Origin of the sequence: Telluria mixta (assembly GCF_029223865.1) — a bacterium.
In the GTDB taxonomy this organism is placed as follows: Bacteria; Pseudomonadota; Gammaproteobacteria; order Burkholderiales; family Burkholderiaceae_D; genus Telluria; species Telluria mixta.
In genome coordinates, this window is record NZ_CP119520.1 from 2,195,174 (window position 1) to 2,220,617 (window position 25,444).

31 protein-coding genes are annotated in these 25,444 nt (G+C 65.2%); 28 read left to right on the top strand and 3 right to left on the bottom strand.

The window, feature by feature from the left end; all coding sequences use genetic code 11:
• Positions 1-45: 45 nt before the first annotated feature.
• Positions 46-1,560 (top strand): DUF4214 domain-containing protein, encoded by a 1,515-nt coding sequence (locus P0M04_RS09780; protein ID WP_259451920.1) that lies wholly within the window; start codon positions 46-48, stop codon positions 1,558-1,560.
• A 32-nt stretch (positions 1,561-1,592) separates the two neighbouring features.
• On the top strand, positions 1,593-2,474 hold the full coding sequence (locus P0M04_RS09785; RefSeq protein WP_259451921.1) for an NAD(P)-dependent oxidoreductase: 882 nt from the start codon (positions 1,593-1,595) through the stop codon (positions 2,472-2,474).
• Here the strand turns inward: P0M04_RS09785 and P0M04_RS09790 are convergent, their stop codons facing one another.
• Together P0M04_RS09790 and P0M04_RS09795 are read right to left on the bottom strand one after the other, a co-directional pair.
• Positions 2,475-3,482, bottom strand: a complete 1,008-nt coding sequence (locus P0M04_RS09790) for a CapA family protein (protein WP_259451922.1) — start codon at positions 3,480-3,482, stop codon at positions 2,475-2,477. It lies immediately after the preceding gene.
• On the bottom strand, positions 3,472-4,116 hold the full coding sequence (locus P0M04_RS09795; protein WP_259451923.1) for a dienelactone hydrolase family protein: 645 nt from the start codon (positions 4,114-4,116) through the stop codon (positions 3,472-3,474). The genes P0M04_RS09790 and P0M04_RS09795 overlap by 11 nt, the downstream gene beginning before the upstream one ends.
• A gap of 368 nt (positions 4,117-4,484) precedes the next feature.
• On the opposite strand from P0M04_RS09795, the gene P0M04_RS09800 reads away from it, so the two are divergent.
• The 24 genes from P0M04_RS09800 (at position 4,485) to tatC (ending at position 21,655) form a co-directional block, all read left to right on the top strand.
• Positions 4,485-5,288 (top strand): ABC transporter ATP-binding protein, encoded by an 804-nt coding sequence (locus P0M04_RS09800; protein ID WP_259451924.1) that lies wholly within the window; start codon positions 4,485-4,487, stop codon positions 5,286-5,288.
• A complete protein-coding gene (gene mlaE / locus P0M04_RS09805) occupies positions 5,285-6,064 on the top strand; it encodes a lipid asymmetry maintenance ABC transporter permease subunit MlaE (RefSeq protein WP_259451925.1) in 780 nt (259 codons plus the stop codon). Before P0M04_RS09800 ends, mlaE begins: the two co-directional genes overlap by 4 nt.
• A gap of 22 nt (positions 6,065-6,086) precedes the next feature.
• Positions 6,087-6,560: an outer membrane lipid asymmetry maintenance protein MlaD gene (gene mlaD / locus P0M04_RS09810; protein ID WP_105380132.1), complete on the top strand. Its 474-nt coding sequence runs from the start codon at positions 6,087-6,089 to the stop codon at positions 6,558-6,560.
• Positions 6,557-7,462, top strand: a complete 906-nt coding sequence (locus P0M04_RS09815) for an MlaA family lipoprotein (RefSeq protein WP_259451926.1) — start codon at positions 6,557-6,559, stop codon at positions 7,460-7,462. The genes mlaD and P0M04_RS09815 overlap by 4 nt, the downstream gene beginning before the upstream one ends.
• Positions 7,463-7,539: 77 nt before the next feature.
• The gene (locus tag P0M04_RS09820; RefSeq protein ID WP_259451927.1) at positions 7,540-8,193 is read left to right on the top strand and encodes an MlaC/ttg2D family ABC transporter substrate-binding protein; all 654 of its coding nucleotides are present in this window, start codon (positions 7,540-7,542) and stop codon (positions 8,191-8,193) included.
• A 2-nt stretch (positions 8,194-8,195) separates the two neighbouring features.
• Positions 8,196-8,471: an STAS domain-containing protein gene (locus P0M04_RS09825; RefSeq protein ID WP_259451928.1), complete on the top strand. Its 276-nt coding sequence runs from the start codon at positions 8,196-8,198 to the stop codon at positions 8,469-8,471.
• Between the two features lie 99 nt (positions 8,472-8,570).
• On the top strand, positions 8,571-9,488 hold the full coding sequence (locus P0M04_RS09830) for an ABC transporter ATP-binding protein (RefSeq protein ID WP_259451929.1): 918 nt from the start codon (positions 8,571-8,573) through the stop codon (positions 9,486-9,488).
• The gene (locus tag P0M04_RS09835) at positions 9,485-10,252 is read left to right on the top strand and encodes an ABC transporter permease (protein WP_259451930.1); all 768 of its coding nucleotides are present in this window, start codon (positions 9,485-9,487) and stop codon (positions 10,250-10,252) included. Before P0M04_RS09830 ends, P0M04_RS09835 begins: the two co-directional genes overlap by 4 nt.
• Positions 10,253-10,258: 6 nt before the next feature.
• Positions 10,259-10,495: a BolA family protein gene (locus tag P0M04_RS09840; RefSeq protein WP_036233378.1), complete on the top strand. Its 237-nt coding sequence runs from the start codon at positions 10,259-10,261 to the stop codon at positions 10,493-10,495.
• A gap of 3 nt (positions 10,496-10,498) precedes the next feature.
• Positions 10,499-11,749, top strand: coding sequence for a UDP-N-acetylglucosamine 1-carboxyvinyltransferase (gene murA / locus P0M04_RS09845; RefSeq protein ID WP_259451931.1), 1,251 nt, complete (start codon positions 10,499-10,501; stop codon positions 11,747-11,749).
• 157 nt (positions 11,750-11,906) lie between these two features.
• Positions 11,907-12,581: an ATP phosphoribosyltransferase gene (hisG, locus tag P0M04_RS09850; RefSeq protein ID WP_036233383.1), complete on the top strand. Its 675-nt coding sequence runs from the start codon at positions 11,907-11,909 to the stop codon at positions 12,579-12,581.
• A 5-nt stretch (positions 12,582-12,586) separates the two neighbouring features.
• Positions 12,587-13,921 (top strand): histidinol dehydrogenase, encoded by a 1,335-nt coding sequence (gene hisD / locus P0M04_RS09855; protein WP_259451932.1) that lies wholly within the window; start codon positions 12,587-12,589, stop codon positions 13,919-13,921.
• Positions 13,918-14,739 carry a DNA-methyltransferase gene (locus P0M04_RS09860; RefSeq protein WP_259451933.1) on the top strand — a complete coding sequence of 274 codons (822 nt, stop codon included), beginning with the start codon at positions 13,918-13,920 and terminating at the stop codon, positions 14,737-14,739. The genes hisD and P0M04_RS09860 overlap by 4 nt, the downstream gene beginning before the upstream one ends.
• Positions 14,736-15,830 (top strand): histidinol-phosphate transaminase, encoded by a 1,095-nt coding sequence (hisC, locus tag P0M04_RS09865; RefSeq protein ID WP_259451934.1) that lies wholly within the window; start codon positions 14,736-14,738, stop codon positions 15,828-15,830. Before P0M04_RS09860 ends, hisC begins: the two co-directional genes overlap by 4 nt.
• 20 nt (positions 15,831-15,850) lie before the next feature.
• A complete protein-coding gene (gene hisB / locus P0M04_RS09870) occupies positions 15,851-16,441 on the top strand; it encodes an imidazoleglycerol-phosphate dehydratase HisB (RefSeq protein ID WP_036233394.1) in 591 nt (196 codons plus the stop codon).
• Positions 16,442-16,456: 15 nt separating this feature from the next.
• The gene (hisH, locus tag P0M04_RS09875; protein WP_036233397.1) at positions 16,457-17,095 is read left to right on the top strand and encodes an imidazole glycerol phosphate synthase subunit HisH; all 639 of its coding nucleotides are present in this window, start codon (positions 16,457-16,459) and stop codon (positions 17,093-17,095) included.
• A gap of 41 nt (positions 17,096-17,136) precedes the next feature.
• A complete protein-coding gene (hisA, locus tag P0M04_RS09880; RefSeq protein ID WP_259451935.1) occupies positions 17,137-17,913 on the top strand; it encodes a 1-(5-phosphoribosyl)-5-[(5-phosphoribosylamino)methylideneamino]imidazole-4-carboxamide isomerase in 777 nt (258 codons plus the stop codon).
• A 116-nt stretch (positions 17,914-18,029) separates the two neighbouring features.
• Positions 18,030-18,791 (top strand): imidazole glycerol phosphate synthase subunit HisF, encoded by a 762-nt coding sequence (gene hisF, locus P0M04_RS09885; protein ID WP_036233403.1) that lies wholly within the window; start codon positions 18,030-18,032, stop codon positions 18,789-18,791.
• Between the two features lie 42 nt (positions 18,792-18,833).
• Positions 18,834-19,241, top strand: a complete 408-nt coding sequence (hisI, locus tag P0M04_RS09890; protein WP_259451969.1) for a phosphoribosyl-AMP cyclohydrolase — start codon at positions 18,834-18,836, stop codon at positions 19,239-19,241.
• Entirely contained in the window at positions 19,242-19,583 is a 342-nt protein-coding gene (locus tag P0M04_RS09895) for a phosphoribosyl-ATP diphosphatase (RefSeq protein ID WP_259451936.1), read from the top strand.
• Positions 19,584-19,598: 15 nt separating this feature from the next.
• The gene (locus tag P0M04_RS09900; protein WP_259451937.1) at positions 19,599-19,973 is read left to right on the top strand and encodes a histidine triad nucleotide-binding protein; all 375 of its coding nucleotides are present in this window, start codon (positions 19,599-19,601) and stop codon (positions 19,971-19,973) included.
• Between the two features lie 97 nt (positions 19,974-20,070).
• On the top strand, positions 20,071-20,313 hold the full coding sequence (gene tatA, locus P0M04_RS09905) for a Sec-independent protein translocase subunit TatA (protein ID WP_259451938.1): 243 nt from the start codon (positions 20,071-20,073) through the stop codon (positions 20,311-20,313).
• Positions 20,314-20,355: 42 nt separating this feature from the next.
• Positions 20,356-20,862, top strand: coding sequence for a Sec-independent protein translocase protein TatB (gene tatB / locus P0M04_RS09910; protein ID WP_259451939.1), 507 nt, complete (start codon positions 20,356-20,358; stop codon positions 20,860-20,862).
• Positions 20,863-20,899: 37 nt separating this feature from the next.
• Positions 20,900-21,655: a twin-arginine translocase subunit TatC gene (gene tatC, locus P0M04_RS09915; RefSeq protein ID WP_259451940.1), complete on the top strand. Its 756-nt coding sequence runs from the start codon at positions 20,900-20,902 to the stop codon at positions 21,653-21,655.
• Between the two features lie 113 nt (positions 21,656-21,768).
• Here tatC and P0M04_RS09920 read toward each other — a convergent pair whose 3' ends face one another.
• Entirely contained in the window at positions 21,769-23,481 is a 1,713-nt protein-coding gene (locus P0M04_RS09920) for an extracellular catalytic domain type 1 short-chain-length polyhydroxyalkanoate depolymerase (RefSeq protein WP_259451941.1), read from the bottom strand.
• 213 nt (positions 23,482-23,694) lie between these two features.
• On the opposite strand from P0M04_RS09920, the gene P0M04_RS09925 reads away from it, so the two are divergent.
• Positions 23,695-24,651 carry a fatty acid desaturase gene (locus P0M04_RS09925; protein ID WP_259451942.1) on the top strand — a complete coding sequence of 319 codons (957 nt, stop codon included), beginning with the start codon at positions 23,695-23,697 and terminating at the stop codon, positions 24,649-24,651.
• Positions 24,648-25,442, top strand: coding sequence for a phosphate/phosphite/phosphonate ABC transporter substrate-binding protein (locus P0M04_RS09930; RefSeq protein ID WP_259451943.1), 795 nt, complete (start codon positions 24,648-24,650; stop codon positions 25,440-25,442). Before P0M04_RS09925 ends, P0M04_RS09930 begins: the two co-directional genes overlap by 4 nt.
• The last annotated feature ends 2 nt before the right edge of the window (positions 25,443-25,444 follow it).

Genomic DNA, 25,444 nt, shown 5'->3' on the forward strand with positions numbered 1-25,444 from the left:
ACGCGTTCCGGTAATGTAACGGTTTTCATTCTTTCCAGTGCCGCCATGGATACCGTCACCCTCAAGGGCAATCTCGCGCTGAACGGCCAGAACCTGGCCTTCGAAGGCGTACCGATCGAAGCGCATCTGCTGCTGGGCGATTACCCCAACGTCGCCGTCAACAACGGATCCGGCAAGTTCACCTGGAAGATCGGCGACCGCACGATCGAGACCACGGGCGCCTGGTACGACGCTGCCGTCACCTCCTACACGCCGACCCAGGCCGACGTCGGCAACCCGATCTCCGTGACCGGTTCCGTCGCCTACGTCGACGGCATCCACACGCCGAGCAGCCCGAATGCGCTGACCGTCATCAACGTCAACGACCTGCCCACCGGCACGGTGACCATCACGGGCGACACGACGCACGCCGGCAGCCAGCTGCACGCCGTCAGCACGATCGGTGACGAGGACGGCATGGGCGCCCTGTCGTACCAGTGGAAGGCGAACGGCCAGGCGATCGCCGGGGCGACCGGCGACACCTGGACGTTGGACACGGCCCACGCGGGCCAGGCCATCAGCGTCGTCGCCAGCTATGTCGACGGGTTCGGCCAGGCGGAGTCGGTCGCGAGCGACGCCGACCCCAAGGCCGTGCACCAGAACAGCCCGGGCGCGCTGGTCCTGTCGGGCGAGCTGGCGAAGGGGCACACGCTGCATGCGCAAGTCGTCGACGCGGATGCACCCGCCAAGGTCTATTACCAGTGGCAGATCGACGACGGCAGCGGCCATTACGTGAACGTCACCGGCAACTGGTCCGCCGATTTTACGTTGGGCGACAGCGTGCCGCCCGTCATGCGCGTGATCGCCACGTATGCCGACCGCTACGGGTTCATCGAAACCCATGTGCGCACGACCGGCACGGAAGGCGCGGACACGATCCGCGGCGACGGCAGCCCGGGCGAAGTCATCCAGGCACGCGGCGGTGACGACACGCTCATCTACACCAACGGCGCCATTCTGGATGGCGGCGATGGCATCGATACGTTTTATGGGGCGGTGTACACGGTCAGCCAGGTCGACGCGCATACCTGGTATGCCTCGACCATGACGGCGACCGGCTGCACGCTCGTCAACATCGAGCGCGTGGTGTTCGGCGAGCCGGGCGCGAGCAATGCCAAGGGCCTCGCCCTTGACTACAATGGCCACGGGGGCCAGGCCTACCGCCTCTACCAGGCTGCATTCGACCGCACGCCGGACGACTTCGGCGTCGGCTTCTGGATGAACCGCCTCGACAAGGGCGTCAGCCTGACGGACGTCGCCAACGCCTTCGTCGCATCCAGCGAATTCAAGGCGCTGTACGGCACCAATCCGACGAACGCCGCCATCGTCGACAAGTTCTATCACAACGTCCTGCACCGCGACCCGGATCCGCAGAGCTCGTTCTGGGTCGACGTGCTCGACCGCAAGGCGGCGACGGTCGCCGACGTGCTGATCGGCTTCAGCGAAAGCGCCGAGAACGTCGCGGCCCTCGTCGGCGTGCAAAAGACGGGCATTTCCTACCTGCCGTATCATGACGGTTGAGTCATTCCGACAATAACGATATGGAGACACGGATGGAGATCGGCTACGTCGGCCTGGGCGGCATGGGCCACGCCATGGCAAGCAACCTCATCAGCAAAGGCCATGCGCTGCGCGTGTGGAACCGCTCGCCCGGCAAGGCGGACGACCTCGTCGCGCAAGGCGCGACCCTGGTCGAGCATCCCGGCCAGGCCGTGGCCAGCGACGGCATCGTGTTCACGATGGTGGCCGATGACGCGGCGCTGGAGCAGGTCGTCGGCGGACCGGATGGCATCGCCGCAAAGCTGGGCCCGGGCGGCATCCACGTCTCGATGAGCACGGTGTCGCCGGAGACCACGCGCAAGCTCGCCGCCCTGCACGCCGAGCGCGGCGCCGGCTTCATCGCGGCGCCCGTGTTCGGCCGCCCGACCGCCGCCGCCGCCGCCATGCTGTTCATCCTGGTCGCGGGTGAAGCCGGCGCGCGCGACAAAGTCGTGCCGCTGCTGCAGACGATGGGCCAGCGCGTGTTCCCGCTGGGCGACGACCCCGTTGCCGCCAGCATCGTCAAGCTGAGCGGCAATTTCATGATCATGGGCGTCATCGAGGCGATGGCGGAAGCGGCGACCCTGTGCGAGAAATACGGCGTCGAACGCTCGGCCATGATGGACGTGATGACGCAATCGATCTTCGCCACGCCGCTGTACGTCAATTACGGCAAGCTGATCGCGCAGCACGACTACGCCAACCCCGGCTTCAAGCTGTCGCTGGGTTTCAAGGATGCGAATCTCGTGATGGCGGCCGCGCGCAAGGCCCACGTGCCGATGCCGCTGGCGAGCATGATGCACGACCGTTTTCTCTCCGCGCTGGCGAAGGACCGCGGCGAGCTCGATTGGACGGCAGCCGCACTGAACGTGTCGGAAGAGGCCGGTCTCCGTTGATCACTCGTGCGGCGTGGCGGCGTCCGGCTCGATGACGAGCAGGTCGCCGTCCAGCCGCGCCGCCGTGCCGAGGTCGCGGCACAGCGCCTGCATGCGCGTATAGATCCATGCGCGCTGCGTGTGGTCGGCAGGCAGCGCGCGACCGTGGCGGATGAATACCGGGTGCAGCACGATGCGCCGCAGGGCATCCTCGCCCAGGTGCACCTCGAACAGCAATTGATGGTCGTTGCGCAGGTCGGTGTCGATGGCGTAATCGTCGACGAGGTCGCCGGCCGCGTACAGGATCGGCCAGCCCCGGTACAGCTCGATGCCGTGGAAGATGTGGGCGCTGTGGCCATAGACGATCTTCCAGCCGACGTCGATCGCGGCGTGGGCCAGGCGGCGCAGGTGCGGCGCGGGCGCGGTCACCATGTTCGGCCCCCAGTGCAGCGACAGGATGGGCCAGCGCACGCCCGCCGTGCGCAGGGGCGCGAGCGCGCGAGCGAAGGCGTCGATGGCCGCCGCTTCGTCGTGCAGGCCGAGCCAGGCGATGCCGGGATGGTCGTCCGTGGCGGCGAAATCGGCCTGGTGGTCGCAGAACGCCGCCATCCCGACCAGCACGTTGCCGCACGCCACGACGGCCGGAGACAGCGCCCACGCGAGGTCCGGACCGGCGCCCGTGTGGGCGATGCCGTGCGCGTCCAGGACGCGCAGCGTGTCGGCGAGCCCTTGCACGTCGTAGTCGAGGCTGTGGTTGTTCGCGAGGCTGACCATGCGGATGCCGGCATCGACCAGCGCCTGGCCGGCAGCGGGCGGCCCGGCGAAATAATAGGCCTTTGGAACACCGTGCCAGTGTTCGGTGCTGTCAGTGAGTGCGCACTCCAGGTTGGCGATGGCGACGTCGGCCGCGCGCAGCAGCGGAGAGACCGCTTCCAGCGGCGCGTGGATGCCGTCGCGCAGCATGACGTCGCGCACATGGCGGCCCAGCATGACGTCGCCGCCGAACACGAGGCGCAAATCAGGGCTCATGGGTGAAGTACGTCGTGAACCAGTCCGCCGCCAGCCGCGCCACCTCTTCCAGCGTACCCGGTTCCTCGAACAGATGCGTCGCACCGGGCACGATCGCGAGCCGTTTTACGCAACCCAGCTCGGCATAGGCGTGCCGGTTCAGCGCGATCACGGGTTCGTCGGCGCCGCCCACGATGAGGAGTGTCGGCGCCTCGACGGCGCGCAAGGCGTCGTCGCCGGCAAGGTCCGGGCGCCCGCCGCGCGAGACGACGGCCGCGACGGGCACCGCCGGGTCCGCCGCCAGCTGCAGCGCGGCGGCCGCGCCCGTGCTGGCGCCGAACAGGCCCAGCGGCAACGGGGCCGTCGCATCCTGGGCGGCCAGCCAGCCTGCGGCCGTGCGCAAGCGGGCCGTCAGCAAAACAATGTCGAAACGGTTATGGTATTGGCGATCTTCTTGCGGCGTGAGCAGGTCGAGCAGCAAGGTGCCGATGCCGGCGTCGCGCAGCACGTGCGCCACGTGGTTGTTGCGCGGGCTCAAACGGCTGCTGCCGCTGCCGTGCGCGAACAGCACGACGCCGGAGGCATCGTGGGGCAGCTCGAGCATGCCTTCCATCGTCGCCGCACCGCTGTCGATATGGACGAGGGCTTTTGTCATGATCGTTTGACCATCCGGCAGGGGCAAAGATTCGGCGTCCGATTGTTAAATAGGAAGTGATCGAAAGTCCGGTATTCACCCGTTCCCGACGTCCGGGACATGACGCTGAATCGGGATGTAATGGATCTTCAGGACACCCCCACAAAAGGGGTTTCTTTCAGGCATTTGTAAAGATTGTTTACTGATGTGAAACAATGTGTTGTATGCATAACTTAGTAAAAACAAGCACTTATGTTCCAAAATATCTGACTCGTGATTTAGTAATGTTGTAATATCACGTCGATAACATGGCCGGAATTGGGCCGCGTCCTGCAGGCCTTGCCGTTTCTGCACTACAATACGAGATTCTCCAAATACCAATATCCACTGTGTCCAACCTCGTCGAAATTCGCGATCTGCATTTTTCGTATGGCGATCGCCCGATCCTGCAGAACCTGAGCATGGACTTCCCGCGCGGCAAGCTGATTGCCGTGATGGGCGGCTCCGGCTCGGGCAAGACGACGGTCCTGCGCCTGATCGGCGGCCAGATCAAGCCGCAGCGCGGCACCGTCGCCGTGAATGGCGAGGTGGTGAACCAGCTCGACACGGAAGGTTTATATCGGCTGCGGCGCAAGATGGGCATGCTGTTCCAGTTCGGCGCGCTGTTCACCGACCTGACCGTGTTCGAGAACGTGGCCTTCCCGCTGCGCGAGCACACGGAACTGCCGGAAGAACTCATTCGCGACCTGGTGCTGATGCGCCTGAACGCCGTCGGCCTGCGCAATGCCGCGGGCCTGAAGCCGAACGAGATCTCGGGCGGCATGGCGCGCCGCGTGGCGCTGGCCCGTGCCGTCGCGCTCGACCCGGCGCTGATCATGTACGACGAACCGTTCGCCGGCCTCGACCCGATCTCGATGGGCGTGACCGCCAACCTGATCCGCAACCTGAACGACGCGCTCGGCTCGACGTCGATCCTCGTCTCGCACGACGTGAACGAAACCTTCATGATCGCCGATTACGTTTATTTCCTGTCCGCGGGCCGGATCGTCGCCGCCGGCACGCCGGACGAGATGCGCCGTTCGGCCGATCCGTACGTCAAGCAATTCGTGAACGCCGAGCCGGACGGCCCCGTGCCGTTCCATTACCCCGGCAAATCGCTGGCCGAGGACCTGGGCCTGGGAGGCAAGCGATGACCAATCCTCTCGCACTCCTCGGGGGATTCGTCCTCGATACGTTCGCCCGCGTCGGCTTCGTCACGCGCTCGTTCGGCGGCCTGCTCGGCAAGGCCCCGGGCGCGCTGCGCCGTCCGACCCTGATCTCGGAACAGGTCCACTTCATCGGCAATTACTCGCTCTTGATCATCACCGTGTCCGGCCTGTTCGTCGGCATGGTGCTGGGCCTGCAGGGCTATTACACGCTGAGCCAGTTCGGTGCCGAGGAAAAACTCGGCCAGCTCGTGGCGCTGTCGCTGCTGCGCGAGCTGGGCCCGGTCGTGACGGCCCTGTTGTTCGCGGGCCGCGCCGGTACGTCCCTCACGGCGGAAATCGGCCTCATGAAGGCGGGCGAGCAACTGACCGCAATGGAAATGATGGCCGTGAACCCGATCCAGCGCGTGCTGGCGCCCCGGTTCTGGGCAGGCCTGATCGCCATGCCGGTGCTGGCCGCCGTGTTCTCCGCCATCGGCGTGGTCGGCGGCTACCTGGTCGGCGTGCAGCTGATCGGCGTGGACGAAGGCGCGTTCTGGTCGCAGATGCAGGCGAACATCGACGTGCGCCGCGACATCATGAATGGCGTCATCAAGAGCTTTGTATTTGGCATGGCCGTGACCTTCACGGCGCTGTTCCAGGGCTATGAAGCGCAGCCGACGCCGGAAGGCGTGTCGCGCGCCACCACGCGCACCGTCGTGATCGCGTCGCTGATGGTGCTGGGGCTGGACTTTGTCATGACTGCCTTGATGTTCAACAAGTAATCAGAAGAGTTGGGAAAAACTTATGCATCGTAAATCCATTGACGTCTGGGTCGGTCTTTTTGTCCTGTTGGGTGCGTTATCGCTCCTTTTCCTGGCACTCAAGGCCGGTAACATGAGCACGATCTCGTTCAGCAAGACGTACGCCATCACGGGCAAGTTCGACAACATCGGCGGCCTGAAGCCGCAATCGCCCGTCAAGAGCGCGGGCGTGGTCGTGGGCCGCGTGGGCGACATCTCGTTCGACGATAAAAGCTTCCAGGCCATCGTCCGCCTCGATCTGAATCCTGCTTACAAGTTCCCGAAGGACAGCTCCCTGAAGATCCTGACCTCGGGCCTGCTGGGTGAGCAATACATCGGCATCGAGGCCGGTGGCGACACGAACAATCTCGTCGAGGGCGACCGCATTACCCGCACGCAATCGGCCGCAGTGCTCGAAGACTTGATTAATCAATTTATCTATAGCAAGGCAGCCGAAGGAAAGGACAGTAGCAAATGACGAACCGCAATGACTCCGCCTCGCCACGTACCCGCACTGGCCTGGCGCTGGCACTCGGTGCAGCCGTATTGCTGAGTGGCTGTGCGACGACCGCCAACCCGAAAGACCCGTTCGAGAAGTTCAACCGTGCGATGTTCAGTTTCAACGACACGGTCGACCGCGTCGCCCTGAAGCCGGCCGCCACCGCCTACAAGAACGTCACGCCGACCTTCGTGCAAACGGGCGTGAACAATTTCTTCGGCAACTTGACCGACTTGTGGAGCTCGCTGAACAATTTTGCCCAGCTGAAAGGGCAAGATGGCTTGAACGATTTCATGCGTTTTGCCGTGAACTCCACGCTCGGTCTCGCCGGCGTGCTGGACATCGCCACCCCGGCCGGCATGCGCAAGCATAACGAAGACTTCGGCCAGACCCTGGGATATTGGGGCGTGCCGAGCGGTCCCTACTTGATGTTGCCGCTGCTGGGCCCATCTACGATCCGTGACACCGCGACCCTGCCGGCCGACTGGTGGGGTGACGCGTGGACCCACGTGAACGACGTGCCGTGGCGCACCGGCGGCATCGTCCTCCGTGCGGTCGACCAGCGCGCGAGCGTGCTGGACGCGTCGAACCTGCTGGAAGACGCCGCCCTCGACCGTTACGAATTCATCCGTGACGGCTACATGCAGCGTCGCAACAGCAAGGTGCTCGACACGGACAAGGCGCAGGAACGCGCCGACAAGGTGCACGAAAAGCTGGAAAAGGTCCAGGAAAAGGTCGAATCGAAGCTGGGCGTGAAGCTGGGCCCGAAACCGGTGCCGGAAGACGGCGCGGAAGAGCCCGCAGCGGCGCCGGCCGAGGGTTCGGCGCCCAACAATCCGCCTGTGCCGGCGCCCGTGTCATCCGAACCGGCCAGTAAGTAGTTAACTACGGTACAGCCAGGCCGTCCGCGCAGCACGCGGGACCGCCCGGTCAGACCCAACCAAGATAAAGGAAGCGTATGAAGCCCATCGCAAAACTGATCGTGACCGCCGCCGCCGTGGCCATGTCCACCGCCGTTCTCGTCGCGCCGGCCCGTGCCGCCGTCGAGGCACCGGATGCCCTCGTGAAACGCGTCTCCACCGACGTCATCGAGAGCGTCAAGGCCGACAAGGACATCCAGGCCGGCAACAGCAAGAAAATCATGGATCTGGTCAACAGCAAGATCCTGCCGTACGTCGATTCCGACAAGATGACCGCCCAGGCGGCAGGCCGCTTCTGGCGCCAGGCGACGCCGGAGCAGCAAAAGCAGCTGGCGGCAGAGTTCCGCACGCTGCTCGTGTACACCTACGCCGGTGCGCTGTCGCAGATCAAGAACGAAACCATCGAGTTCAAGCCGTTCCGCGCCGACCCGGCCGACACGGAAGTCGAAGTGAAATCGCAGGTCAACCTGACCCGCGGCGAACCGATCACCCTGAACTACCGCCTGTCCAAGGGCCCGCAGGGCTGGAAGATCTTCGACCTGAACGTGCTGGGCGCGTGGCTGGTCGAGACTTACAAGAGCACCTTCGCGTCGGAAATCGGCAAGAACGGCATCGATGGCCTGATCAAGAAGCTGCACGACCGCAACGAGCAGCTGGCCAACAAGCCGCTGGCCAAGTCCGCGCAGAAGTAAGCATGGCGGAAGCGAACCCCATGCTCTCGCTGGAAGCCCTGACGTTCGACAACGCACAAGCGGCGTTGGCGCAGGGCTGTGCGGCCGTGTCCGCCGGCGAAACCGAGTTCGACCTCGGCGGCGTCAAGGCCGCCGACTCCTCGGCCCTGGCCCTCATGCTGGCCTGGCAGCGCCGCGCGCAGGGGCAGGGACGCAGCCTGAAGTTCATCAATGTGCCGGCCAACGTCGATGCGTTGGCAAAGTTGTACGGCGTCGACGGGGTGTTAGGCCGCGTTTGACCGCACCTCCAAAAACGCCACGGCCCGGAACGCCGTGGCGTTTTCTTCTATAATGGCTCGTTTCCCCCGCACGGTTCCGGTCCTTCGGATCCCCAACGCATGACAGCAGCCATCCAGATCGACAGCGTCGAGAAAAGCTACAAGGGCTTCAAGGCCCTCAAGGGCGTTTCACTGAACATCGAACAAGGCGAATTCTTCGGCCTCCTCGGCCCGAATGGCGCCGGCAAGACGACCCTGATTTCGACCATCGCCGGCCTGATTCGGCCGGACGTGGGCAGCGTGCGCATCCACGGCCACGACGTCGTGCGCGATTTCCGCGACGCGCGCATGAAGCTGGGCGTCGTGCCGCAGGAACTCGTGTTCGACCCGTTCTTCACCGTGCGCGAGACCCTGCGCCTGCAGTCCGGCTACTTCGGCCTGAAGAACAACGACAAATGGATCGACGAGGTGATGGAAAACCTCGACCTCACGCCCAAGGCGGACGTCAACATGCGCGCGCTGTCCGGCGGCATGAAGCGCCGCGTGCTCGTCGCCCAGGCCCTCGTCCATAAACCGCCCGTGATCGTGCTGGACGAACCGACGGCCGGCGTCGACGTCGAGCTGCGCCAGACGCTGTGGAAGTTCATCGCGCGCCTGAACCGCGAGGGGCATACGGTCGTCCTGACGACGCACTACCTGGAAGAAGCGCAGGCCATGTGCCAGCGCGTGGCCATGCTCAAGACGGGCAACGTCGTCGCGCTCGACACCATGTCGCAGCTGCTGCGCCGCGTGTCCGGCTCGTCGCTCGTCGTGCACCTGAAGCAGGGCGGGCTGCCGGAAGGCCTGCGCCACCTGGTCGCGCACGATGAACACAACGGCGGCAACAAATACACCCTGCGCGTGAACGAATACAGCGAAGTGGAAGGCATCCTCGCGCGCCTGCGGGAATCGGGCGCCGAGATCGACGAGATGCAGTTGCAGCAGGCCGACCTGGAAGACATTTTTATCCAGATCATGGAAGGGAGCCCCGTGCGATGAACGCGTTTTCCGTAGGCTTCCGCACCCTGTTTTATAAAGAAATCCTGCGCTTCTGGAAGGTCGCCACGCAGACCATCGCCGCGCCCGTCGTCAGCGCGATGCTGTATCTGCTGATCTTCGGCCACGTGCTCGACGGCCGCGTCGAGATGCTCGATGGCGTCAGCTACACGTCGTTCCTCGTCCCGGGTCTCGTGATGATGAGCGTGCTGCAGAATGCGTTCGCCAACTCGTCGTCGTCGCTGATCCAGTCGAAAATCACGGGCAACCTCGTGTTCATCCTGCTGCCGCCGCTGTCGCACGTGGAGATCCTGTCGGCGTACGTGACGGCATCCGTCGTGCGCGGGCTGGCCGTCGGCCTGGGCGTGTTCATCATCACGGCGTGGTTCGCGCACCTGTCGTTCGTCGCGCCGCTGTGGATCATCGTGTTCGCGCTGCTGGGTGCCGGCATCCTCGGCACCCTGGGCGTCATCGCCGGCATCTGGGCGGAAAAGTTCGACCAGCTGGCCGCTTTCCAGAACTTTTTGATCACGCCTGCAACATTTTTGGCCGGTGTGTTCTATTCCATTAAGAAACTTCCGCCGTTCTGGCTTGCAGTCTCGCATTTCAACCCGTTCTTTTATATGATTGACGGGTTCCGCTATGGTTTCTTTGGCCAGTCCGACGTGTCGCCCTGGACCAGCCTGGCAATCGTCGCCGTCTTCTTCGTGGCCTTGGCCGCTATCGCAATCAATCTGCTTCGCCGCGGCTACAAGCTGCGTCACTGACAAAACATGGTTACTACACCCGAACTGATCCACGGCTACATCCAAAAGGGCCTGGAGTGCACCCACCTGGAAGTGGAGGGCGATGGCCAGCATTTCAGCGCCGTCATCGTCTCGCCCGCGTTTGCCGGCAAGAGCCGCATCCAGCGCCACCAGATCGTCTACGCCGCTTTGGGCGACCGCATGCGTGAAGAGATCCACGCTTTGTCGATGAAGACGCTCACCCCGGAAGAGTACCAAGGATAATCAATGGACAAGCTCCAGATCGTCGGCGGCAAGCGCCTGAACGGTGACATCCCCATCTCGGGCGCCAAGAACGCGGCGCTCCCGATCCTGTGCGCGGGCCTGCTGACGGCCGGCGACCTCGCCCTGTCGAACGTGCCGCGCCTGCACGACGTGCGCACGATGCTGCGCCTGCTCGAACAGACCGGCCTGAAGGTCACGCAGGACGACGAGAACGTCGTGCTGAACGGCTCCGCCATCAACACCCTCGTCGCACCGTACGAACTGGTGAAGACGATGCGCGCATCGATTCTCGTGCTGGGCCCGATGCTGGCGCGCTTCGGCGAAGCCAAGGTGTCGCTGCCGGGCGGCTGCGCGATCGGTTCGCGTCCCGTCGACCAGCACATCAAGGGCCTGCGCCAGATGGGCGCCGACATCACGATCGAGGGCGGCTACATCTACGCGAAAGCGGCCCGCCTGAAGGGCGCCCGCATCCACACGGACATGATCACCGTGACGGGCACCGAGAACCTCCTGATGGCCGCCACGCTGGCCGAGGGCGAGACGATCCTGGAAAACGCCGCGCGCGAACCGGAAGTGACGGACCTCGCGAACATGCTCGTCGCGATGGGCGCCAGGATCGACGGCATCGGCACCGACCGCCTCGTGATCCAGGGCGTCGACAGCCTGCACGGCACCGAACACGCGGTGATCTCCGACCGCATCGAAGCGGCGACGTTCCTGTGCGCCGTGGCGGCGACGGGCGGCGACATCCGCATCACCCGCACCCGCACGGACATCTTCGACGCGGGCATCGACAAGCTGCGCGAGATGGGCGTCGCCTTGAGCATCGAAGGCGACAGCATCCGTGCGCGCATGGACGGCCGCCCGCGGCCGGTGTCGTTCCGTACCACGGAATACCCAGGCTTCCCGACCGACATGCAGGCCCAGTTCATGGCCGTGAACACGATCGCGAACGGATCGAGCAAGGTCACCGAAACCATTTTCGAAAACCGCTTCATGCACGTGCAGGAAATGAACCGCCTGGGCGCGCAGATCTCCACCGAGGGCAACACGGCCTTCATCAAGGGCGTCGACCGCCTCGTCGGCGCGCCCGTGATGGCGACCGACCTGCGCGCCTCGGCCTCCCTCGTGATCGCCGGCCTGGCCGCCGAGGGCACGACCCTCGTCGACCGCATCTATCACCTCGATCGCGGCTACGACCGGATGGAAGCGAAGCTGTCGGCGGTTGGGGCGGATATCGTACGCATCAGATAAAGATAAGACCAGGGACGACCGCGCTCCCAACCAACGTCGTCCCCGCGCAGGCGGGGACCCAAGTTGCCGGCGTTTCGACGACGCTCGCAAAATTGGATCCCCGCCTCCGCGGGGATGACGGTTTCGAGGTGCGGGGCCCTAAAACCAAACTAGTCAAATGAACGACACTACTCGGGACAGCTCGCAGCTGATCCTCGCCCTCTCGAAGGGCCGCATCTTCGAAGACACGCTGCCGCTGCTGTCCGCGGCCGGCATCGAGGTGCTGGAAAATCCGGAAACCTCGCGCAAGCTGATCCTCGCCACCAACGATCCCGGCATCCGCGTGCTGATCGTGCGCGCCAGCGACGTGCCGACCTATGTCCAGCATGGCGCCGCCGACTTCGGCGTGGCCGGCAAGGACGTGCTGCTCGAGCATGGCGGCGAAGGGCTGTACCAGCCGATCGACCTGCGCATCGCCTGCTGCCGCATGTCCGTGGCCGCCAACGCCGGCTTCGACTACGACAACGCCGTGCGCCAGGGCGCGCGCCTGCGCGTGGCCACCAAGTTCGTGCACACGGCGCGCGAGCACTTCGCCAAGAAGGGCGTGCACGTCGACCTGATCAAACTGTATGGTTCGATGGAGCTGGCGCCGCTGGTCGGCCTGTCCGACGCCATCGTCGACGTCGTGTCGACGGGTGGCACGCTGCGCGCCAACAACCTGGTCGAAGTCGAAAAGATCATGGAGATCTCGTCGCGCCTCGTCGTCAACCAGGCCGCGCTGAAACTGAAGCGCGAGCGCCTGCAACCGATCATCGACGCGTTCGAACGCGCGTCCAAGCAGCAGAAGTGCTAACGACCATGTCCATCACGATCCGCAAACTCGATTCCACCGCCGCCGGCTTCCAGCAGACTCTCAACACGCTGCTCGCGTTCGAAGCCGAGACCGACGACGCCATCGAATCCGCCGTCGCGAAGATCCTCGCCGACGTGAAGGCGCGCGGCGACGCCGCCGTGCTGGAATACACGAACAAATTCGACCGCATCCCGAACGGCGGCGCCACCAGCATGGCCGCGCTCGACGTCGGCCAGGCCGAGCTGGATGAAGCACTGGCGTCGCTGCCGGAATCGCAACGCGCCGCGCTGCGCACGGCCGCCGAGCGCATCCGCGTGTTCCACGAACGCCAGAAGCAGGAACTGAACGGCTTTACGTACACGGAGCCTGACGGCACCGTGCTGGGCCAGCGCGTCACGCCGCTGGACCGCGTGGGCATCTATGTCCCGGGCGGCAAGGCCGCGTATCCGTCGTCCGTGCTGATGAACGCGATCCCGGCGCAAGTCGCGGGCGTGAAGGAAATCGTGATGGTCGTGCCGACGCCGGACGGCGTCAAGAACCGCATGGTGCTGGCCGCCGCGGCGATCGCCGGCGTCACCCGCGTGATCACGATCGGCGGCGCGCAAGCCGTCGGCGCGCTCGCCTACGGCACCGCGACGATCCCTCCGGTCGATAAAATTGTCGGCCCGGGCAACGCGTACGTCGCCGCCGCCAAGCGCCGCGTGTTCGGCACGGTCGGTATCGACATGATCGCGGGCCCGTCGGAAATCCTCGTGCTGTGCGACGGCACGACGGACCCGGACTGGGTCGCGATGGACCTGTTTTCGCAGGCCGAGCACGACGAACTGGCGCAGGCCATCCTGCTGTGCCCCGACGCCGGCTACATCGCGCAGGTCGAGGCGAGCATTCATAAACTGCTGCCGACGATGCCGCGCAAGGACACCATCGCCACGTCGATGACGGACCGCGGGGCACTCATCAAGGTGCGTGACATGGATGAAGCGTGCGCGATCGCCAACGCCATCGCGGCCGAGCACCTTGAGATTTCCGCCGAGGAGCCGCAGCAGTGGGCCGACAAGATCCGCCACGCGGGCGCGATGTTCCTGGGCCGCTTCTCGTCCGAATCGCTGGGCGATTATTGCTGCGGCCCGAACCACGTGCTGCCGACGTCGCGCACGGCGCGCTTCTCGTCGCCGCTGGGCGTGTACGATTTCCAGAAGCGCTCGTCGATCCTGTTCGTGTCGCAGGCCGGCGCGCAAACGCTGGGCAAGGTCGCGGCCGAACTCGCGTACGGCGAGGGCCTGCAGGCACACGCGCGCAGCGCAGAGCTCAGGATCGAAGGGAAGAGCCAAGAATCATGACGGCCTGGCGCGATCAGGTCTTCTGCGAGGATGCGCTCGAAGGCATGGCGCGCATCCCCGACGGCAGTATCGACCTGATCCTGACGGACCCGCCGTACAATCTCGGCAAGGATTACGGCAACGGCTCGGACCAGCAGAGCGTGGAGGATTACCTCGCGTGGACCGAGCGCTGGATCGATTGTGCCCTGCCGAAGCTGAAGGACAACGGCAGCCTGTACATCTTTCTCACGTGGCGCTTCGCGCCCGAGATCTTCGTCATGCTCAAGCGGCGCATGACGATGATGAACGAGATCATCTGGGACCGCCGCGTTCCCTCGATGGGGGGCAGCACCAGGAGCTTCAGCTCGGTGCACGACACCATCGGCTTCTTCGTGAAGCGCAAGGATTATTATTTCGACTTGGACTCCGTGCGTATCCCGTACGACGCCGAGACGAAGAAGGCGCGATCGCGCTCGATCTTCGTGGGCGCCAAGTGGCTGGAAGTGGGTTACAACCCGAAGGACCTGTGGAGCGTGTCGCGCCTGCATCGCGAACATGCGGAACGGGTCGACCATCCGACCCAGAAACCGCTCGAGATCATCGAGCGCATGGTCAAGGCGTCCTGCCCGCCGGGCGGCGTCGTGCTCGACCCGTTCATGGGCAGCGGCACGACGGCGCTCGCAGCAAAGCGCCTCGGCCGGCATTTCACCGGTTTCGAACTGAACCCCGCCTACTGTGCGACCATCGCGGAACGCTTGTCCGCCCCCGCGCAGCCGGCCACCAAGAAACGCAAGGGCGTCCGAGCGGACGCCACCATCGAAGGAGTGAACCAGGAATGACCAGCATCGACAACCTCATCGCCAACACGATCCGCGAGGACGTCCGTGCCGGGTACAGCTACAACGTGCCGGATTCGAGCGGCTACATCAAGCTGGACGCGATGGAAAACCCGTACCAGCTCCCGGACACGCTGCGTGCCGAGCTGGCCCAGCGCCTGGCGGACGCCGTCCTGAACCGCTATCCGGTGCCGTCGTATGCCGGCATCAAGGAACGCATCCGCGCGAAGCTGGGTGTGCCGGCCGGGTTCGACGTCATCCTCGGCAACGGCTCCGACGAGATCATCTCGATCCTGTGCACCGCCACCGCACGGCAGGACAAGCGTGCCGTCGTGCTCGCGCCGATCCCGGCATTCGTGATGTTCCAGCGCTCCGCCCAGTTCGCGGGCATGGACTTCGTCGGCGTGCCGCTGAAGGCCGACTTCTCGCTGGACCGTGCCGCCATGCTGGCCGCGATCGCCGAGCACAAGCCGGCCCTCGTGTTCCTGGCGTACCCGAACAACCCGACCGGCAACCTGTACGACGAGGCCGACATGGTCGCGATCATCGAGGCGCTGGGAGAAAACGGCATCGCCGTGGCCGACGAGGCCTATCACCCGTTCGCGCGCACGAGCTTCATGGACAAGCTGCCGCAGTATCCGAACCTCGTCGTGATGCGCACGCTGTCCAAGCTGGGCCTGGCCGGCATCCGCCTGGGTTACCTGGCCGCAGCGCCCGCGCTGCTGGAACAGTTCGACAAGGTGCGCCCGCCGTACAACGTCAACGTATTGACGCAGGTGGCCGCCGAATTCGCGCTCGACCACGTGGAAGTCCTGGACGAGCAGGCCGCCCGCCTGAACGAGGCGCGCACGGAACTGGCCGCCGCCATGGCCGCGCTGCCGGGCGTGACGGTGTTCCCGTCGAGCGCCAATTTCATTACCTTGCGCGTGCCGGACGCGGAAAAGACCTGCGCTAAACTGTTCGCAGAACGGGTATTGATTAAAAATTTGAGTAGAATGCATGAATTGCTGGCCAATTGCATCCGTGTTACGGTCAGCACCCCGGAAGAAAACTCCGTATTCCTGAATGCCCTGAAGGCTTCGCTGCAAGCCTGAACACCGCCGAGCACCTAGCAATGACCCGCACCGCAGAAATCACGCGCAATACGAGCGAAACGCAGATCCGCGTCGCGCTCAACCTGGACGGCACCGGCCGCCAGAAACTCAATACCGGGGTGCCGTTCCTCGACCACATGCTGGACCAGATCGCGCGCCACGGCCTGATCGACCTGGAGGTCGAGGCCGTCGGCGACCTGCACATCGACGATCACCACACCGTCGAGGACACGGGCATCACGCTGGGCATGGCGGTGGCCAAGGCCATCGGCGACAAGAAGGGCATCCGCCGCTACGGCCATGCGTACGTCCCGCTGGACGAGGCGCTGTCGCGCGTCGTGATCGACTTTTCCGGCCGCCCGGGCCTGGAATGGCATGTGCCGTTCACCCGCGCGACCATCGGCCGCTTCGATGTCGATCTCACCATCGAGTTCTTCCGCGGCTTCGTCAACCACGCCGGTGTGACGCTGCACGTGGATAACCTGCGCGGCGTGAACGCGCACCACCAGTGCGAGACCGTCTTCAAGGCCTTCGGCCGCGCGCTGCGCATGGCGTCCGAGCTGGATGCGCGCGCCGCGGGTACGATTCCGTCCACCAAGGGCAGCCTGTAACGCACGGATTCCAGAATGACGAACAAGATTGTTGTGATCGATGGCGTGGGCAACCTGCGCTCGGTGGCACAGGCCCTGCGCGCCGTGGCGCCCGAGGCCGACGTGCAAATTTCGAACGACCCGGCCGTGATCGACGCGGCCGACCGTGTCGTGCTGCCGGGCCAGGGCGCGATGCGCGATTGCATGCAGAGCCTGCGCGAATCCGGCGCCCAGGAAGCGCTGCTGCGCGCCACCCGGACCCGTCCGGTGATGGGCGTGTGCGTGGGCGAGCAGATGCTGTTCGACCTGAGCGAGGAGGGCGACGTCCCCGGCCTGGGCCTGTTGCCCGGCAAAGTGGTGCGCTTCCAGCTCGACGGCAAGCTGCAGCCCGACGGCTCGCGCTTCAAGGTGCCGCAGATGGGCTGGAACCGCGTGCACCAGTCGCGCGCGCATCCGCTGTGGAACGGCGTCGCCGACAACAGCTATTTCTATTTCGTGCACAGCTATTTCGCCGTGCCGGAAAACGCGGCGCACACCATCGGCGAGACCGATTATGGCGCACCGTACTGCTGTGCCGTTGCGAAGGACAATATCGTCGCTACCCAGTTCCACCCTGAGAAGAGCGCCGCTGCTGGCTTGCAACTGTACAAGAATTTCGTTCACTGGAATCCGTAATTTCCGCCGTCTACCCGGCATTAACCTAATCGATACCGACCATGCTGCTGATCCCCGCCATCGACCTGAAAGACGGTCACTGCGTTCGCCTGAAACAGGGCGATATGGACCTCGCCACCGTGTTTTCCGAAGATCCCGCCGAGATGGCGCTGCACTGGCTGAAGAAGGGTGCGCGCCGTCTGCACCTGGTCGATCTGAACGGCGCGTTCGCGGGCAAGCCGAAGAATGAAGAGGCGATCAAGTCGATCCTGCAAGTCGTGCAGGATTACGCCGAAGACAACGACCTGGACGAGATCCCGGTCCAGCTGGGTGGCGGCATCCGCGACCTGGACACCATCGAGCGCTACCTGGACGACGGCATCACCTACATCATCGTGGGCACCGCGGCCGTCAAGAATCCGGGCTTCCTGCACGACGCCTGCGGCGCCTTCCCGGGCAGCATCATCGTCGGCCTGGACGCCAAGGACGGCAAGGTCGCGACGGACGGCTGGAGCAAGATGTCCGGCCACGAAGTCATCGACCTGGCCAAGAAATTCGAAGGCTATGGCGTGGAATCGATCATCTACACCGACATCGGCCGCGACGGCATGATGGGCGGCGTGAACATCGAAGCGACCGTGCGCCTGGCGCAGGCCGTCAAGATCCCGATCATCGCCTCGGGCGGCCTGCACAACCTGGCCGACGTGGAAGCCCTGTGCGCCGTGCAGGACGAGGGCATCGAAGGCGTGATCTGCGGCCGTTCGATCTACGAAGGCACGCTCGACCTGGCCAGCGCGCAGGAACGCGCGGATGAACTGACCGAAGGCGCTCAGGCCTGAACGCATGAACCGTCGTCCCCGCGGAGGCGGGGACCCAATTTCGCATGCATCTCGATTGCGCATGCAAAATTAGGCTCCCGCCTGCGCGGGAGCGACGAGCTAACTAAGTAAATCTTATGCTCGCAAAACGCATCATCCCCTGCCTGGACGTCACCGGCGGCCGCGTGGTCAAGGGTGTCAACTTCACCGAACTGCGCGATGCCGGCGACCCCGTCGAGATCGCGCGCCGCTACAACGAGCAGGGCGCCGACGAGATCACCTTCCTCGACATCACTGCCTCCAGCGACGGCCGCGACCTGATCCTGCCGATCATCGAAGCCGTGGCATCGACCGTGTTCATCCCGCTGACCGTGGGCGGCGGCGTGCGCAAGGTCGAGGACGTGCGCCGGCTGCTGAATGCCGGCGCCGACAAGGTGTCGATGAACACCTCGGCCGTGACCAACCCGCAACTCGTGTACGACGCGTCGCAGAAGCACGGCTCGCAGTGCATCGTCGTCGCCATCGACGCCAAGCAGGTCGCGCCCGGCAAGTGGGAAGTGTTTACCCACGGCGGCCGCAACCCGACCGGCCTCGACGCCGTCGAATGGGCCCGCAAGATGGAAAGCCTGGGCGCCGGCGAACTGCTGCTGACCAGCATGGACCGCGACGGCACGAAATCCGGCTTCGACCTGGGCCTGACGCGTGCCGTATCGGACGCTGTCGGCATCTCCGTGATCGCCTCGGGCGGCGTGGGCGGCCTGAAGGATCTCGCCGATGGCGTGCTCGAAGGGCATGCCGACGCCGTGCTGGCCGCGAGCATCTTCCACTACGGGCAGCACACGGTCGGCGAAGCCAAGCGCTTCATGGCGGACCGCGGCATCCCGATGCGCCTCGACTGATAGATGGAACCGACGACCATGGTGACCCCGACCACCCCCCCGATGATCCCGGCCCAGCCCTGGCTCAAGAAAGTCCAATGGGACGAGCATGGCCTCGTGCCGGTGATCGCCCAGGAAGCCGCCACCGGCGACATCCTGATGTTCGCCTGGATGAACCGCGAAGCCCTCGCCAAGACCGTGGAGCTCGGCGAGGCCGTGTACTGGAGCCGCTCGCGCAAGAAGCTGTGGCACAAGGGCGAAGAGTCCGGCCACGTGCAGAAAGTGCTGGAAATCCGCCTCGACTGCGACGAAGACGTCGTGCTGCTGAAGGTCGAGCAGGCCGGCGGCATCGCCTGCCACACCGGCCGCCATTCCTGCTTCTTCCAGAAGTTCGAGGACGGCGACTGGAACAGCGTCGAGCCCGTGCTGCAGGATCCGGACACCATCTACACCAACCCGAAGAAGAAATAAATGAGCACGCAACTGGAACGCCTGGCGGCTGTCATCGAATCCCGCAAGCCGGCCAACGGCGGCGACCCGGCGGCCTCGTACGTCGCGAAACTGTTCGCCAAGGGCGACGACGCCATCCTGAAAAAGATCGGCGAGGAAGCCGTCGAGACCGTGATGGCCGCCAAGGACGTGCGCGCCGGCGCGGATCCTTCGAAGCTGCTGTACGAAACGGCCGACCTGTGGTTCCATTCGATCGTCCTGCTGGCGCAGTTCGGCCTCACGCCGCAGCAGGTGCTGGACGAACTGGCACGGCGCGAAGGCATTTCCGGTATCGAAGAGAAGGCCGCGCGCCCGCAAGACTAAGAACCTGGAGAGAACATGGACAACTGCATCTTTTGCAAGATCATCGCCAAGCAGATCCCGGCCAGCGTGGTGTACGAGGACGACGAGTTGCTCGCGTTCAAGGACATCAACCCGGCCGCGCCCGTCCACCTGCTGGTGATCCCGAAGCAGCACGTGGCCACCCTGTCCGACTGCACGGATGTGCATGCGCCCGTGCTGGGCAAGATGCTGGCGCTGGCGCCGAAGCTGGCGGCCGAACATGGCATCGCCGTGAAGACCGGTCCGGACGGCCAGCGCAGCGGCGGCTACAAGACGCTGTTCAACGTCGGGCCGGACGGTGGGCAGGAGGTGTATCACCTGCACCTGCACGTGTACGGCGGTCCGCGTCCGTGGCGTGGCCTGGGAACGTAATTCCCCAAAGGAAAGAGGGCATTCCCGCCCTGCATGGCTTATACTGGCGTAGCTTTAGCTTACGCTGATCGGGCTGCCGCCCGGCAAGGAGAAAACAATGGGTTCAATGAGTCTCTGGCACTGGTTGATCGTGCTGGTCGTGGTGGTGGTGGTGTTCGGTACGGGCAAGCTGCGCAATGCGGGCTCGGACCTGGGCAAGGCCGTCAAGGGTTTTAAGGATGGCGTGAAGGGCGAGGAAGACGGCAAGACGCCGGCCAGCCAGACGGCGCAACAGACCGCGCAACAGGTGGCCGACAAGTCGACCATCGACGTCGACGCGCGCGAAAAAACGCGTCACTAAGCGCGCCACTAAGCCCGCCATTAATCCCATGCTTGACCCCGCATGATCGATCTCGGTCTTACCAAACTCGCCATCATCGGCGCGGTGGCGCTGGTCGTGATTGGCCCCGAGAAACTGCCTAAGGTGGCGCGCATGGCCGGCACCCTGTACGGCCGCGCCCAGCGCTACCTGCACGACGTGAAGTCGGAAGTCTCGCGCGAGATCGAGATGGAAGAATTGCGCAACCTGCACAAGGATATCCAGGACAGCGCGCAGAGCTTCAAGTCCGAGGTCGAGACGTTCAAGTCGGACGTCGAGTCCACTGTCTCGAGCCACATGGGCGAGGTCGAGTCTGCCTGGCGCGGCGACACGGCCGTGATGCCGACGACGGCCTCGACGGACGACATCGAGCGCAAGGCGCGCGATTTCCGCCGCAAGAAGCTGGCGAAGACGTCGAGCATGCCGGCCTGGTACAAGAACCGCCAGGGCACGCGCCAGCATGTGCTGTCCGGCGCTGCACGCGTGCGCAAGTTCCGTCCCGGCGCCACTTCCAACACCAAATTTTTCTGATGACGGCCGCCGTTGGGCGCCGCCTCCCTAGCGCCAGATGACTGAAGAAACCGCGGGCGAAGAAACCTTCATCTCCCACCTGGTCGAGCTGCGCGACCGCCTGATCAAGGCGACGTACGGCATCGTCCTCGCGTGCATCGTGCTGATGTCGTGGCCGGGCCCGGCACGCATCTACGATTTCCTCGCCGCCCCGATGCTGGCCGCGCTGCCGGCCGGCTCCAAGATGATCGCAACCGGCGTCGTCGCGCCGTTCCTCGTGCCGATGAAGGTGACTCTCCTGATCGCCTTCATCCTCGCGCTGCCGTGGGTCTTTTATCAGGTGTGGGCGTTCGTCGCGCCGGGGTTGTACGCGCACGAAAAGCGGCTCGTGCTGCCGCTCGTGATCTCGTCGTCGTTCCTGTTCATCGCCGGCGTCGCGTTCTGCTATTTCTTCGTGTTCGGCCGCGTGTTCCACTTCATCGGCAACTTCTCGCCGACATCCATCGCCGTGATGCCGGACATCGAGAACTACCTCGATTTCGTGATGTCCATGTGTCTCGCGTTCGGCGCCACGTTCGAGGTGCCGGTCGTCGTCGTGATCCTCGTCCGCATGGGCATCGTCAGCGTCGAGAAGCTGCGCTCGATCCGCCCGTACGCCATCGTCGGCGCGTTCGTCATCGCCGCGATCGTGACGCCGCCGGATGCCGTCAGCCAGCTGGCGCTGGCCATTCCGATGTGCCTGCTGTTCGAGCTGGGGCTGCTGCTGGCGCCGATCTTCGTCAAGGCGACGCAGGCGCCGCAGGAACAGTCCTGAATTAGCCGTCGTCCCCGCGGAAGCGGGGACCCATGCTGAGCGTCCCAGGTCAGCTCAGTATGGATTCCCGCTTGCGCGGGAATGACGCAGTTGGCTAACGCGTTGTACCCGTTTCAGGGGCAGTTCCCGATCACGTAATATCCCGGCGCCGTCTGCGCCAGCGTACTCGTATAAAACGTGTTGTCGAGTCCCATGTTCTGGTTCGACCCGTTGGCCAGCGCATAGCCGCCGCTGTCGTGCGCGCGTCCCGCCTGCACGTGGGCGTAGTTGCTGGACGTCGTCGCGCTGCAGGTCCAGCTGGAGCTTGTGGTGCCCGCGACCGCCGCCGACAGCGCGCTCTCGCTGCTGCCGTTCGTGGCCGACACCTGGTAGCTGTACGTCGTGCTGGCCGCGAGCCCGCCGTCCGTGTACGACGTGGCGGTCAGCGGGCTCGCGTTCACGCGGCTGCCGTTGCGGTAGACGTGGTAGCCGGTGGCGCCACCGGCCGCATTCCACGACAGGGTCACGCTGTTCGACGTCGTCGTGCCCACCGCGAGGCCGGCCGGGGGCTGCAGCGCGGGCGGCGTCCCGACGAGGAACTGCGCGATGCTGCACGCGCTGGACGTCAGGCCCGTGCCGCTGTCCGTCGCCGTCACGCTGCCCGTGTAATAGCCGTTGGCGAGGTTCGTGTACGACTTCGCGAAGCTGGCGCCGCTGCCGGCAGCCGTGTCGTTGACGGTGCCCGGCCCGTTCAGCACGACGCGCCACGACGAGATATTCCCCGTGCCGCTGCCCGACACGGTGACCGTCGTGCCGGAGACGCTCGCGTTGCAGCTGTCCACGACGGGAGGCGCCACGCGCGCCGCCCGCAGATTGTTCCTGAACCAGAAATCCATCACGAACGCCGGATAGTTTACGTGGGTCGCGTCGACGAAGTTCGTGTTCTGCCCGCCGCTGCCGGCCGGCCATGCGTGGCCCATGCCGCTGACCGTGACCTCCGTCGTGCGCAGCTTGCCGTTCGCATCCGTATAGGGGACGCTCGTGCCGCCCGTCGCCACCGTCGTCGATTGACCCTTCGTGAACGTGCCGCCGTAAACGAGGCGCATGGCCTGCGCATCCATCGGCCCGTATTGCTGCGACACCGTGTAATCGCTCGCCCCCCACACGACGCTCGCGATCTGGGTCGCGAAGGACGGGCTGCTGCTGCCCGCAAGCGCCTTGCAACTGTTGGCCGCATTGGCCGCCGTGTAGCCGGACGGGACGTAGCTGATCTGCGCCGTCGTCGTACCGGGCGGCGGCCCGGCGTTGATGCCCACGCCCGCGAACACGTCCGGCGCGAGGCAGCCGAGCGCCATCGTCTCGCCGCCCCCCGACGACAGGCCGGCGACATAGACCTGGTTCGGGTCGATCGCGTACTGGGCATTGGCCGCGAAACGCTTGATCAGGTCCAGCAGCACGCCGTCGTGGCCCGAGGTGCGGTTGTGGCTCGTGCTGGCGTAATCCCAGCAGTGGTTGCTGTAGACATTGCCCGTTGCATTGGGCGCCAGGATGATGGCGCCATACTGGTCCGCGGCTTTCTTCCAGTTGAAGCCGCCGTCGCTGCCGCTGTCGACGACGTCGCCGGCGGCCGTCTGGGCGCAGCCGTGCAGCACGAGCACGAGCGCGCGCTTGCCGTTCAGCGCCGGCTGCGTGGCCGGCCAATAGTAATAGCCCGTCAGGTTGCCGCCGTTGACGGTGTCGGCGGCCCACGTCTGGTTGCCGCTCCAGGTGCCGGGCCCGGCCGTGACCTGGGCGTGCGCGGTGCAGCTTGCGCCCGCCAGCAGCGCGAGCGAAATGATATGACGCATGCGTAGTCTCCCTTGTGTTTGATTGTTGTCAGCGTTTCATTCTAGAAGGCGGTTGCATGCATACAAGGCCGCGCACGAGCACGCCCGGTGTGCGGATTTGCACAGTCGGATTTTGCATAAAGAAGCGCAAATATCTTCGTTTTCCGACTAAGCGTGCGTCCTTATACTTTTCCAAAGGGATGAGTTCCCGCGACAAGCAACCGAAGGATGCAGATGGCACCACCACGCTCCGCCTACCTGGACGACACCCAGCGACTGACCATCGCCGCCGAACGCGCCCGCCCGCTGTGGCGCGGCGAATGGCCGACCTGGCTCCTGATCGCCGTCATCCACAGCGGCTGGTTCGGCACGCTCGCGTACTGGCAACACATCGGTCCCGTCCTCGGCACGCCACTGATGATCTGGTGGACCGCGTGGTACATGTCGCTGCAACATGAACTGATCCACGGCCACCCGACGCGCCGCCCGTGGCTCAACGCGCTGTTCGGCTACCTGCCGCTGGCCGTGTGGTATCCGTACGGCCTGTACCGCGACAGCCATCTGCGCCACCACGACGACTCGCAACTGACGATGCCCGAGCGCGACACGGAAAGCTGGTACGTGTCGCCCGCCGCGTGGGGCGAAATGGGCCCGCTGCGCCGCCGCCTGCACTGGTTTAACAAGACCTTTGTCGGCCGCCTGCTCGTGGGCCCGGCGCTCGCCGTCGGCGCCACCTGGGCGGAAGCGGTACGCCAGCCGTTGCGCGGCGAGTGGCGCGACGTGCCGATGTGGCTGACGCATTTCGCCCTGCTGGCCGCGCTGCTGTGGTGGATGCAGGAACGCTGCGGCGTGGGTGCGCTGTATTTTCTCGTCGCGGTCTCGTATCCGGCGCAATCGCTGGCGATGGTGCGCTCGTTCTACGAACACCGGCCGGCCGCGCGCGCCAAGGAACGCATCGTGCTGAACGAAGCGGACCCGCTGCTCCGGCTGCTCTTCCTGAACAACAACCTGCACCTCGTGCACCACGACCTGCCGTCGCTGCCGTGGTACCTGCTGCCGCGCGTGTATCGTGCGCGCCGCGCCGAGTACCTCGCCCGCAATGGCCACTTCCACTTCGACGGCTACGGCGACCTCGCGCGCCGTCACGGCTGGCGCGCCGTCGATGCGCCCGTGCATCCGCAGGCATCATGACCTGGAAAATCGCCCTGCCGATGTATAACGTGTCGCCGCGCCTGCGCGACGGCTACGAGAGGTTTCTCGCCGCGCTGATGGCGCAGGCGGGCCTGGAAGGCGTCGGCGAAGTGGTACGCGACGTCTCGCTGCCCGCGTTCTGGCAGCGGTCCGACCTGCTGTTCAGCCAGACCTGCGGTTATCCGTACCTGCATGCGTTGCAAGGCCGCGCGGCGCTCGTCGCGACGCCCTGTTTCGACGTGCCCGGGTGCGCCGGCAGCGATTATGCGAGCGCGTTCGTCGTCCGCGCGGACAGCGGCATCCGCACGCTGGCGGATGCCCGTGGACGCGTGGCCGCCGCCAATGAGCGTCACTCAAACAGCGGCATGAACGCACTGCGCCACGCCGTGGCGCCGCTTGCGCGCGGCAGGCGTTTTTTCAGACAGGTGGTGTGGACCGGCAGCCATGCGGCGAGCGTGCGCCTCGTGCGCGCGGGCGACGCGGACATCGCTGCCATCGACTGCGTGACGTATGCCTATCTGAGCGAGGAAGACCCAGCCGCCGTCGCGGGCCTGACGGTGATCGGCTGGTCGGCGCCGTCGCCCGGCCTGCCGCTGGTCGCGGGCAGCGCCGTGCCGGCCACGTGGGTGCGGCGGCTGCGCAGTGCCCTGCTGGCGCCGGGCGAGCGCCTGCAGGAAGCGATGGCGCCGCTGCGGATCGTGGGCTTCCGCCACGTCGACGATGCCGAGTATGCGCGGATCGCGCGGCTGGAGGCGGCCGCGCGGGCGCTGGGTTATCCCGAGCTGGCGTGAAC

Excerpts from the sequence above, each read along its gene's own strand:
- P0M04_RS09780 (WP_259451920.1), top strand. The coding sequence starts at position 46 with ATGGATACCGTCACCCTCAAGGGCAATCTCGCGCTGAACGGCCAGAAC.
- P0M04_RS09785 (WP_259451921.1), top strand. The coding sequence starts at position 1,593 with ATGGAGATCGGCTACGTCGGCCTGGGCGGCATGGGCCACGCCATGGCA.
- P0M04_RS09790 (WP_259451922.1), bottom strand. The coding sequence starts at position 3,482 with ATGAGCCCTGATTTGCGCCTCGTGTTCGGCGGCGACGTCATGCTGGGC.
- P0M04_RS09795 (WP_259451923.1), bottom strand. The coding sequence starts at position 4,116 with ATGACAAAAGCCCTCGTCCATATCGACAGCGGTGCGGCGACGATGGAA.
- mlaE (WP_259451925.1), top strand. The coding sequence starts at position 5,285 with ATGACCAATCCTCTCGCACTCCTCGGGGGATTCGTCCTCGATACGTTC.
- mlaD (WP_105380132.1), top strand. The coding sequence starts at position 6,087 with ATGCATCGTAAATCCATTGACGTCTGGGTCGGTCTTTTTGTCCTGTTG.
- P0M04_RS09815 (WP_259451926.1), top strand. The coding sequence starts at position 6,557 with ATGACGAACCGCAATGACTCCGCCTCGCCACGTACCCGCACTGGCCTG.
- P0M04_RS09820 (WP_259451927.1), top strand. The coding sequence starts at position 7,540 with ATGAAGCCCATCGCAAAACTGATCGTGACCGCCGCCGCCGTGGCCATG.
- P0M04_RS09825 (WP_259451928.1), top strand. The coding sequence starts at position 8,196 with ATGGCGGAAGCGAACCCCATGCTCTCGCTGGAAGCCCTGACGTTCGAC.
- P0M04_RS09830 (WP_259451929.1), top strand. The coding sequence starts at position 8,571 with ATGACAGCAGCCATCCAGATCGACAGCGTCGAGAAAAGCTACAAGGGC.
- P0M04_RS09835 (WP_259451930.1), top strand. The coding sequence starts at position 9,485 with ATGAACGCGTTTTCCGTAGGCTTCCGCACCCTGTTTTATAAAGAAATC.
- P0M04_RS09840 (WP_036233378.1), top strand. The coding sequence starts at position 10,259 with ATGGTTACTACACCCGAACTGATCCACGGCTACATCCAAAAGGGCCTG.
- murA (WP_259451931.1), top strand. The coding sequence starts at position 10,499 with ATGGACAAGCTCCAGATCGTCGGCGGCAAGCGCCTGAACGGTGACATC.
- hisG (WP_036233383.1), top strand. The coding sequence starts at position 11,907 with ATGAACGACACTACTCGGGACAGCTCGCAGCTGATCCTCGCCCTCTCG.
- hisD (WP_259451932.1), top strand. The coding sequence starts at position 12,587 with ATGTCCATCACGATCCGCAAACTCGATTCCACCGCCGCCGGCTTCCAG.
- P0M04_RS09860 (WP_259451933.1), top strand. The coding sequence starts at position 13,918 with ATGACGGCCTGGCGCGATCAGGTCTTCTGCGAGGATGCGCTCGAAGGC.
- hisC (WP_259451934.1), top strand. The coding sequence starts at position 14,736 with ATGACCAGCATCGACAACCTCATCGCCAACACGATCCGCGAGGACGTC.
- hisB (WP_036233394.1), top strand. The coding sequence starts at position 15,851 with ATGACCCGCACCGCAGAAATCACGCGCAATACGAGCGAAACGCAGATC.
- hisH (WP_036233397.1), top strand. The coding sequence starts at position 16,457 with ATGACGAACAAGATTGTTGTGATCGATGGCGTGGGCAACCTGCGCTCG.
- hisA (WP_259451935.1), top strand. The coding sequence starts at position 17,137 with ATGCTGCTGATCCCCGCCATCGACCTGAAAGACGGTCACTGCGTTCGC.
- hisF (WP_036233403.1), top strand. The coding sequence starts at position 18,030 with ATGCTCGCAAAACGCATCATCCCCTGCCTGGACGTCACCGGCGGCCGC.
- hisI (WP_259451969.1), top strand. The coding sequence starts at position 18,834 with ATGATCCCGGCCCAGCCCTGGCTCAAGAAAGTCCAATGGGACGAGCAT.
- P0M04_RS09895 (WP_259451936.1), top strand. The coding sequence starts at position 19,242 with ATGAGCACGCAACTGGAACGCCTGGCGGCTGTCATCGAATCCCGCAAG.
- P0M04_RS09900 (WP_259451937.1), top strand. The coding sequence starts at position 19,599 with ATGGACAACTGCATCTTTTGCAAGATCATCGCCAAGCAGATCCCGGCC.
- tatA (WP_259451938.1), top strand. The coding sequence starts at position 20,071 with ATGGGTTCAATGAGTCTCTGGCACTGGTTGATCGTGCTGGTCGTGGTG.
- tatB (WP_259451939.1), top strand. The coding sequence starts at position 20,356 with ATGATCGATCTCGGTCTTACCAAACTCGCCATCATCGGCGCGGTGGCG.
- tatC (WP_259451940.1), top strand. The coding sequence starts at position 20,900 with ATGACTGAAGAAACCGCGGGCGAAGAAACCTTCATCTCCCACCTGGTC.
- P0M04_RS09920 (WP_259451941.1), bottom strand. The coding sequence starts at position 23,481 with ATGCGTCATATCATTTCGCTCGCGCTGCTGGCGGGCGCAAGCTGCACC.
- P0M04_RS09925 (WP_259451942.1), top strand. The coding sequence starts at position 23,695 with ATGGCACCACCACGCTCCGCCTACCTGGACGACACCCAGCGACTGACC.
- P0M04_RS09930 (WP_259451943.1), top strand. The coding sequence starts at position 24,648 with ATGACCTGGAAAATCGCCCTGCCGATGTATAACGTGTCGCCGCGCCTG.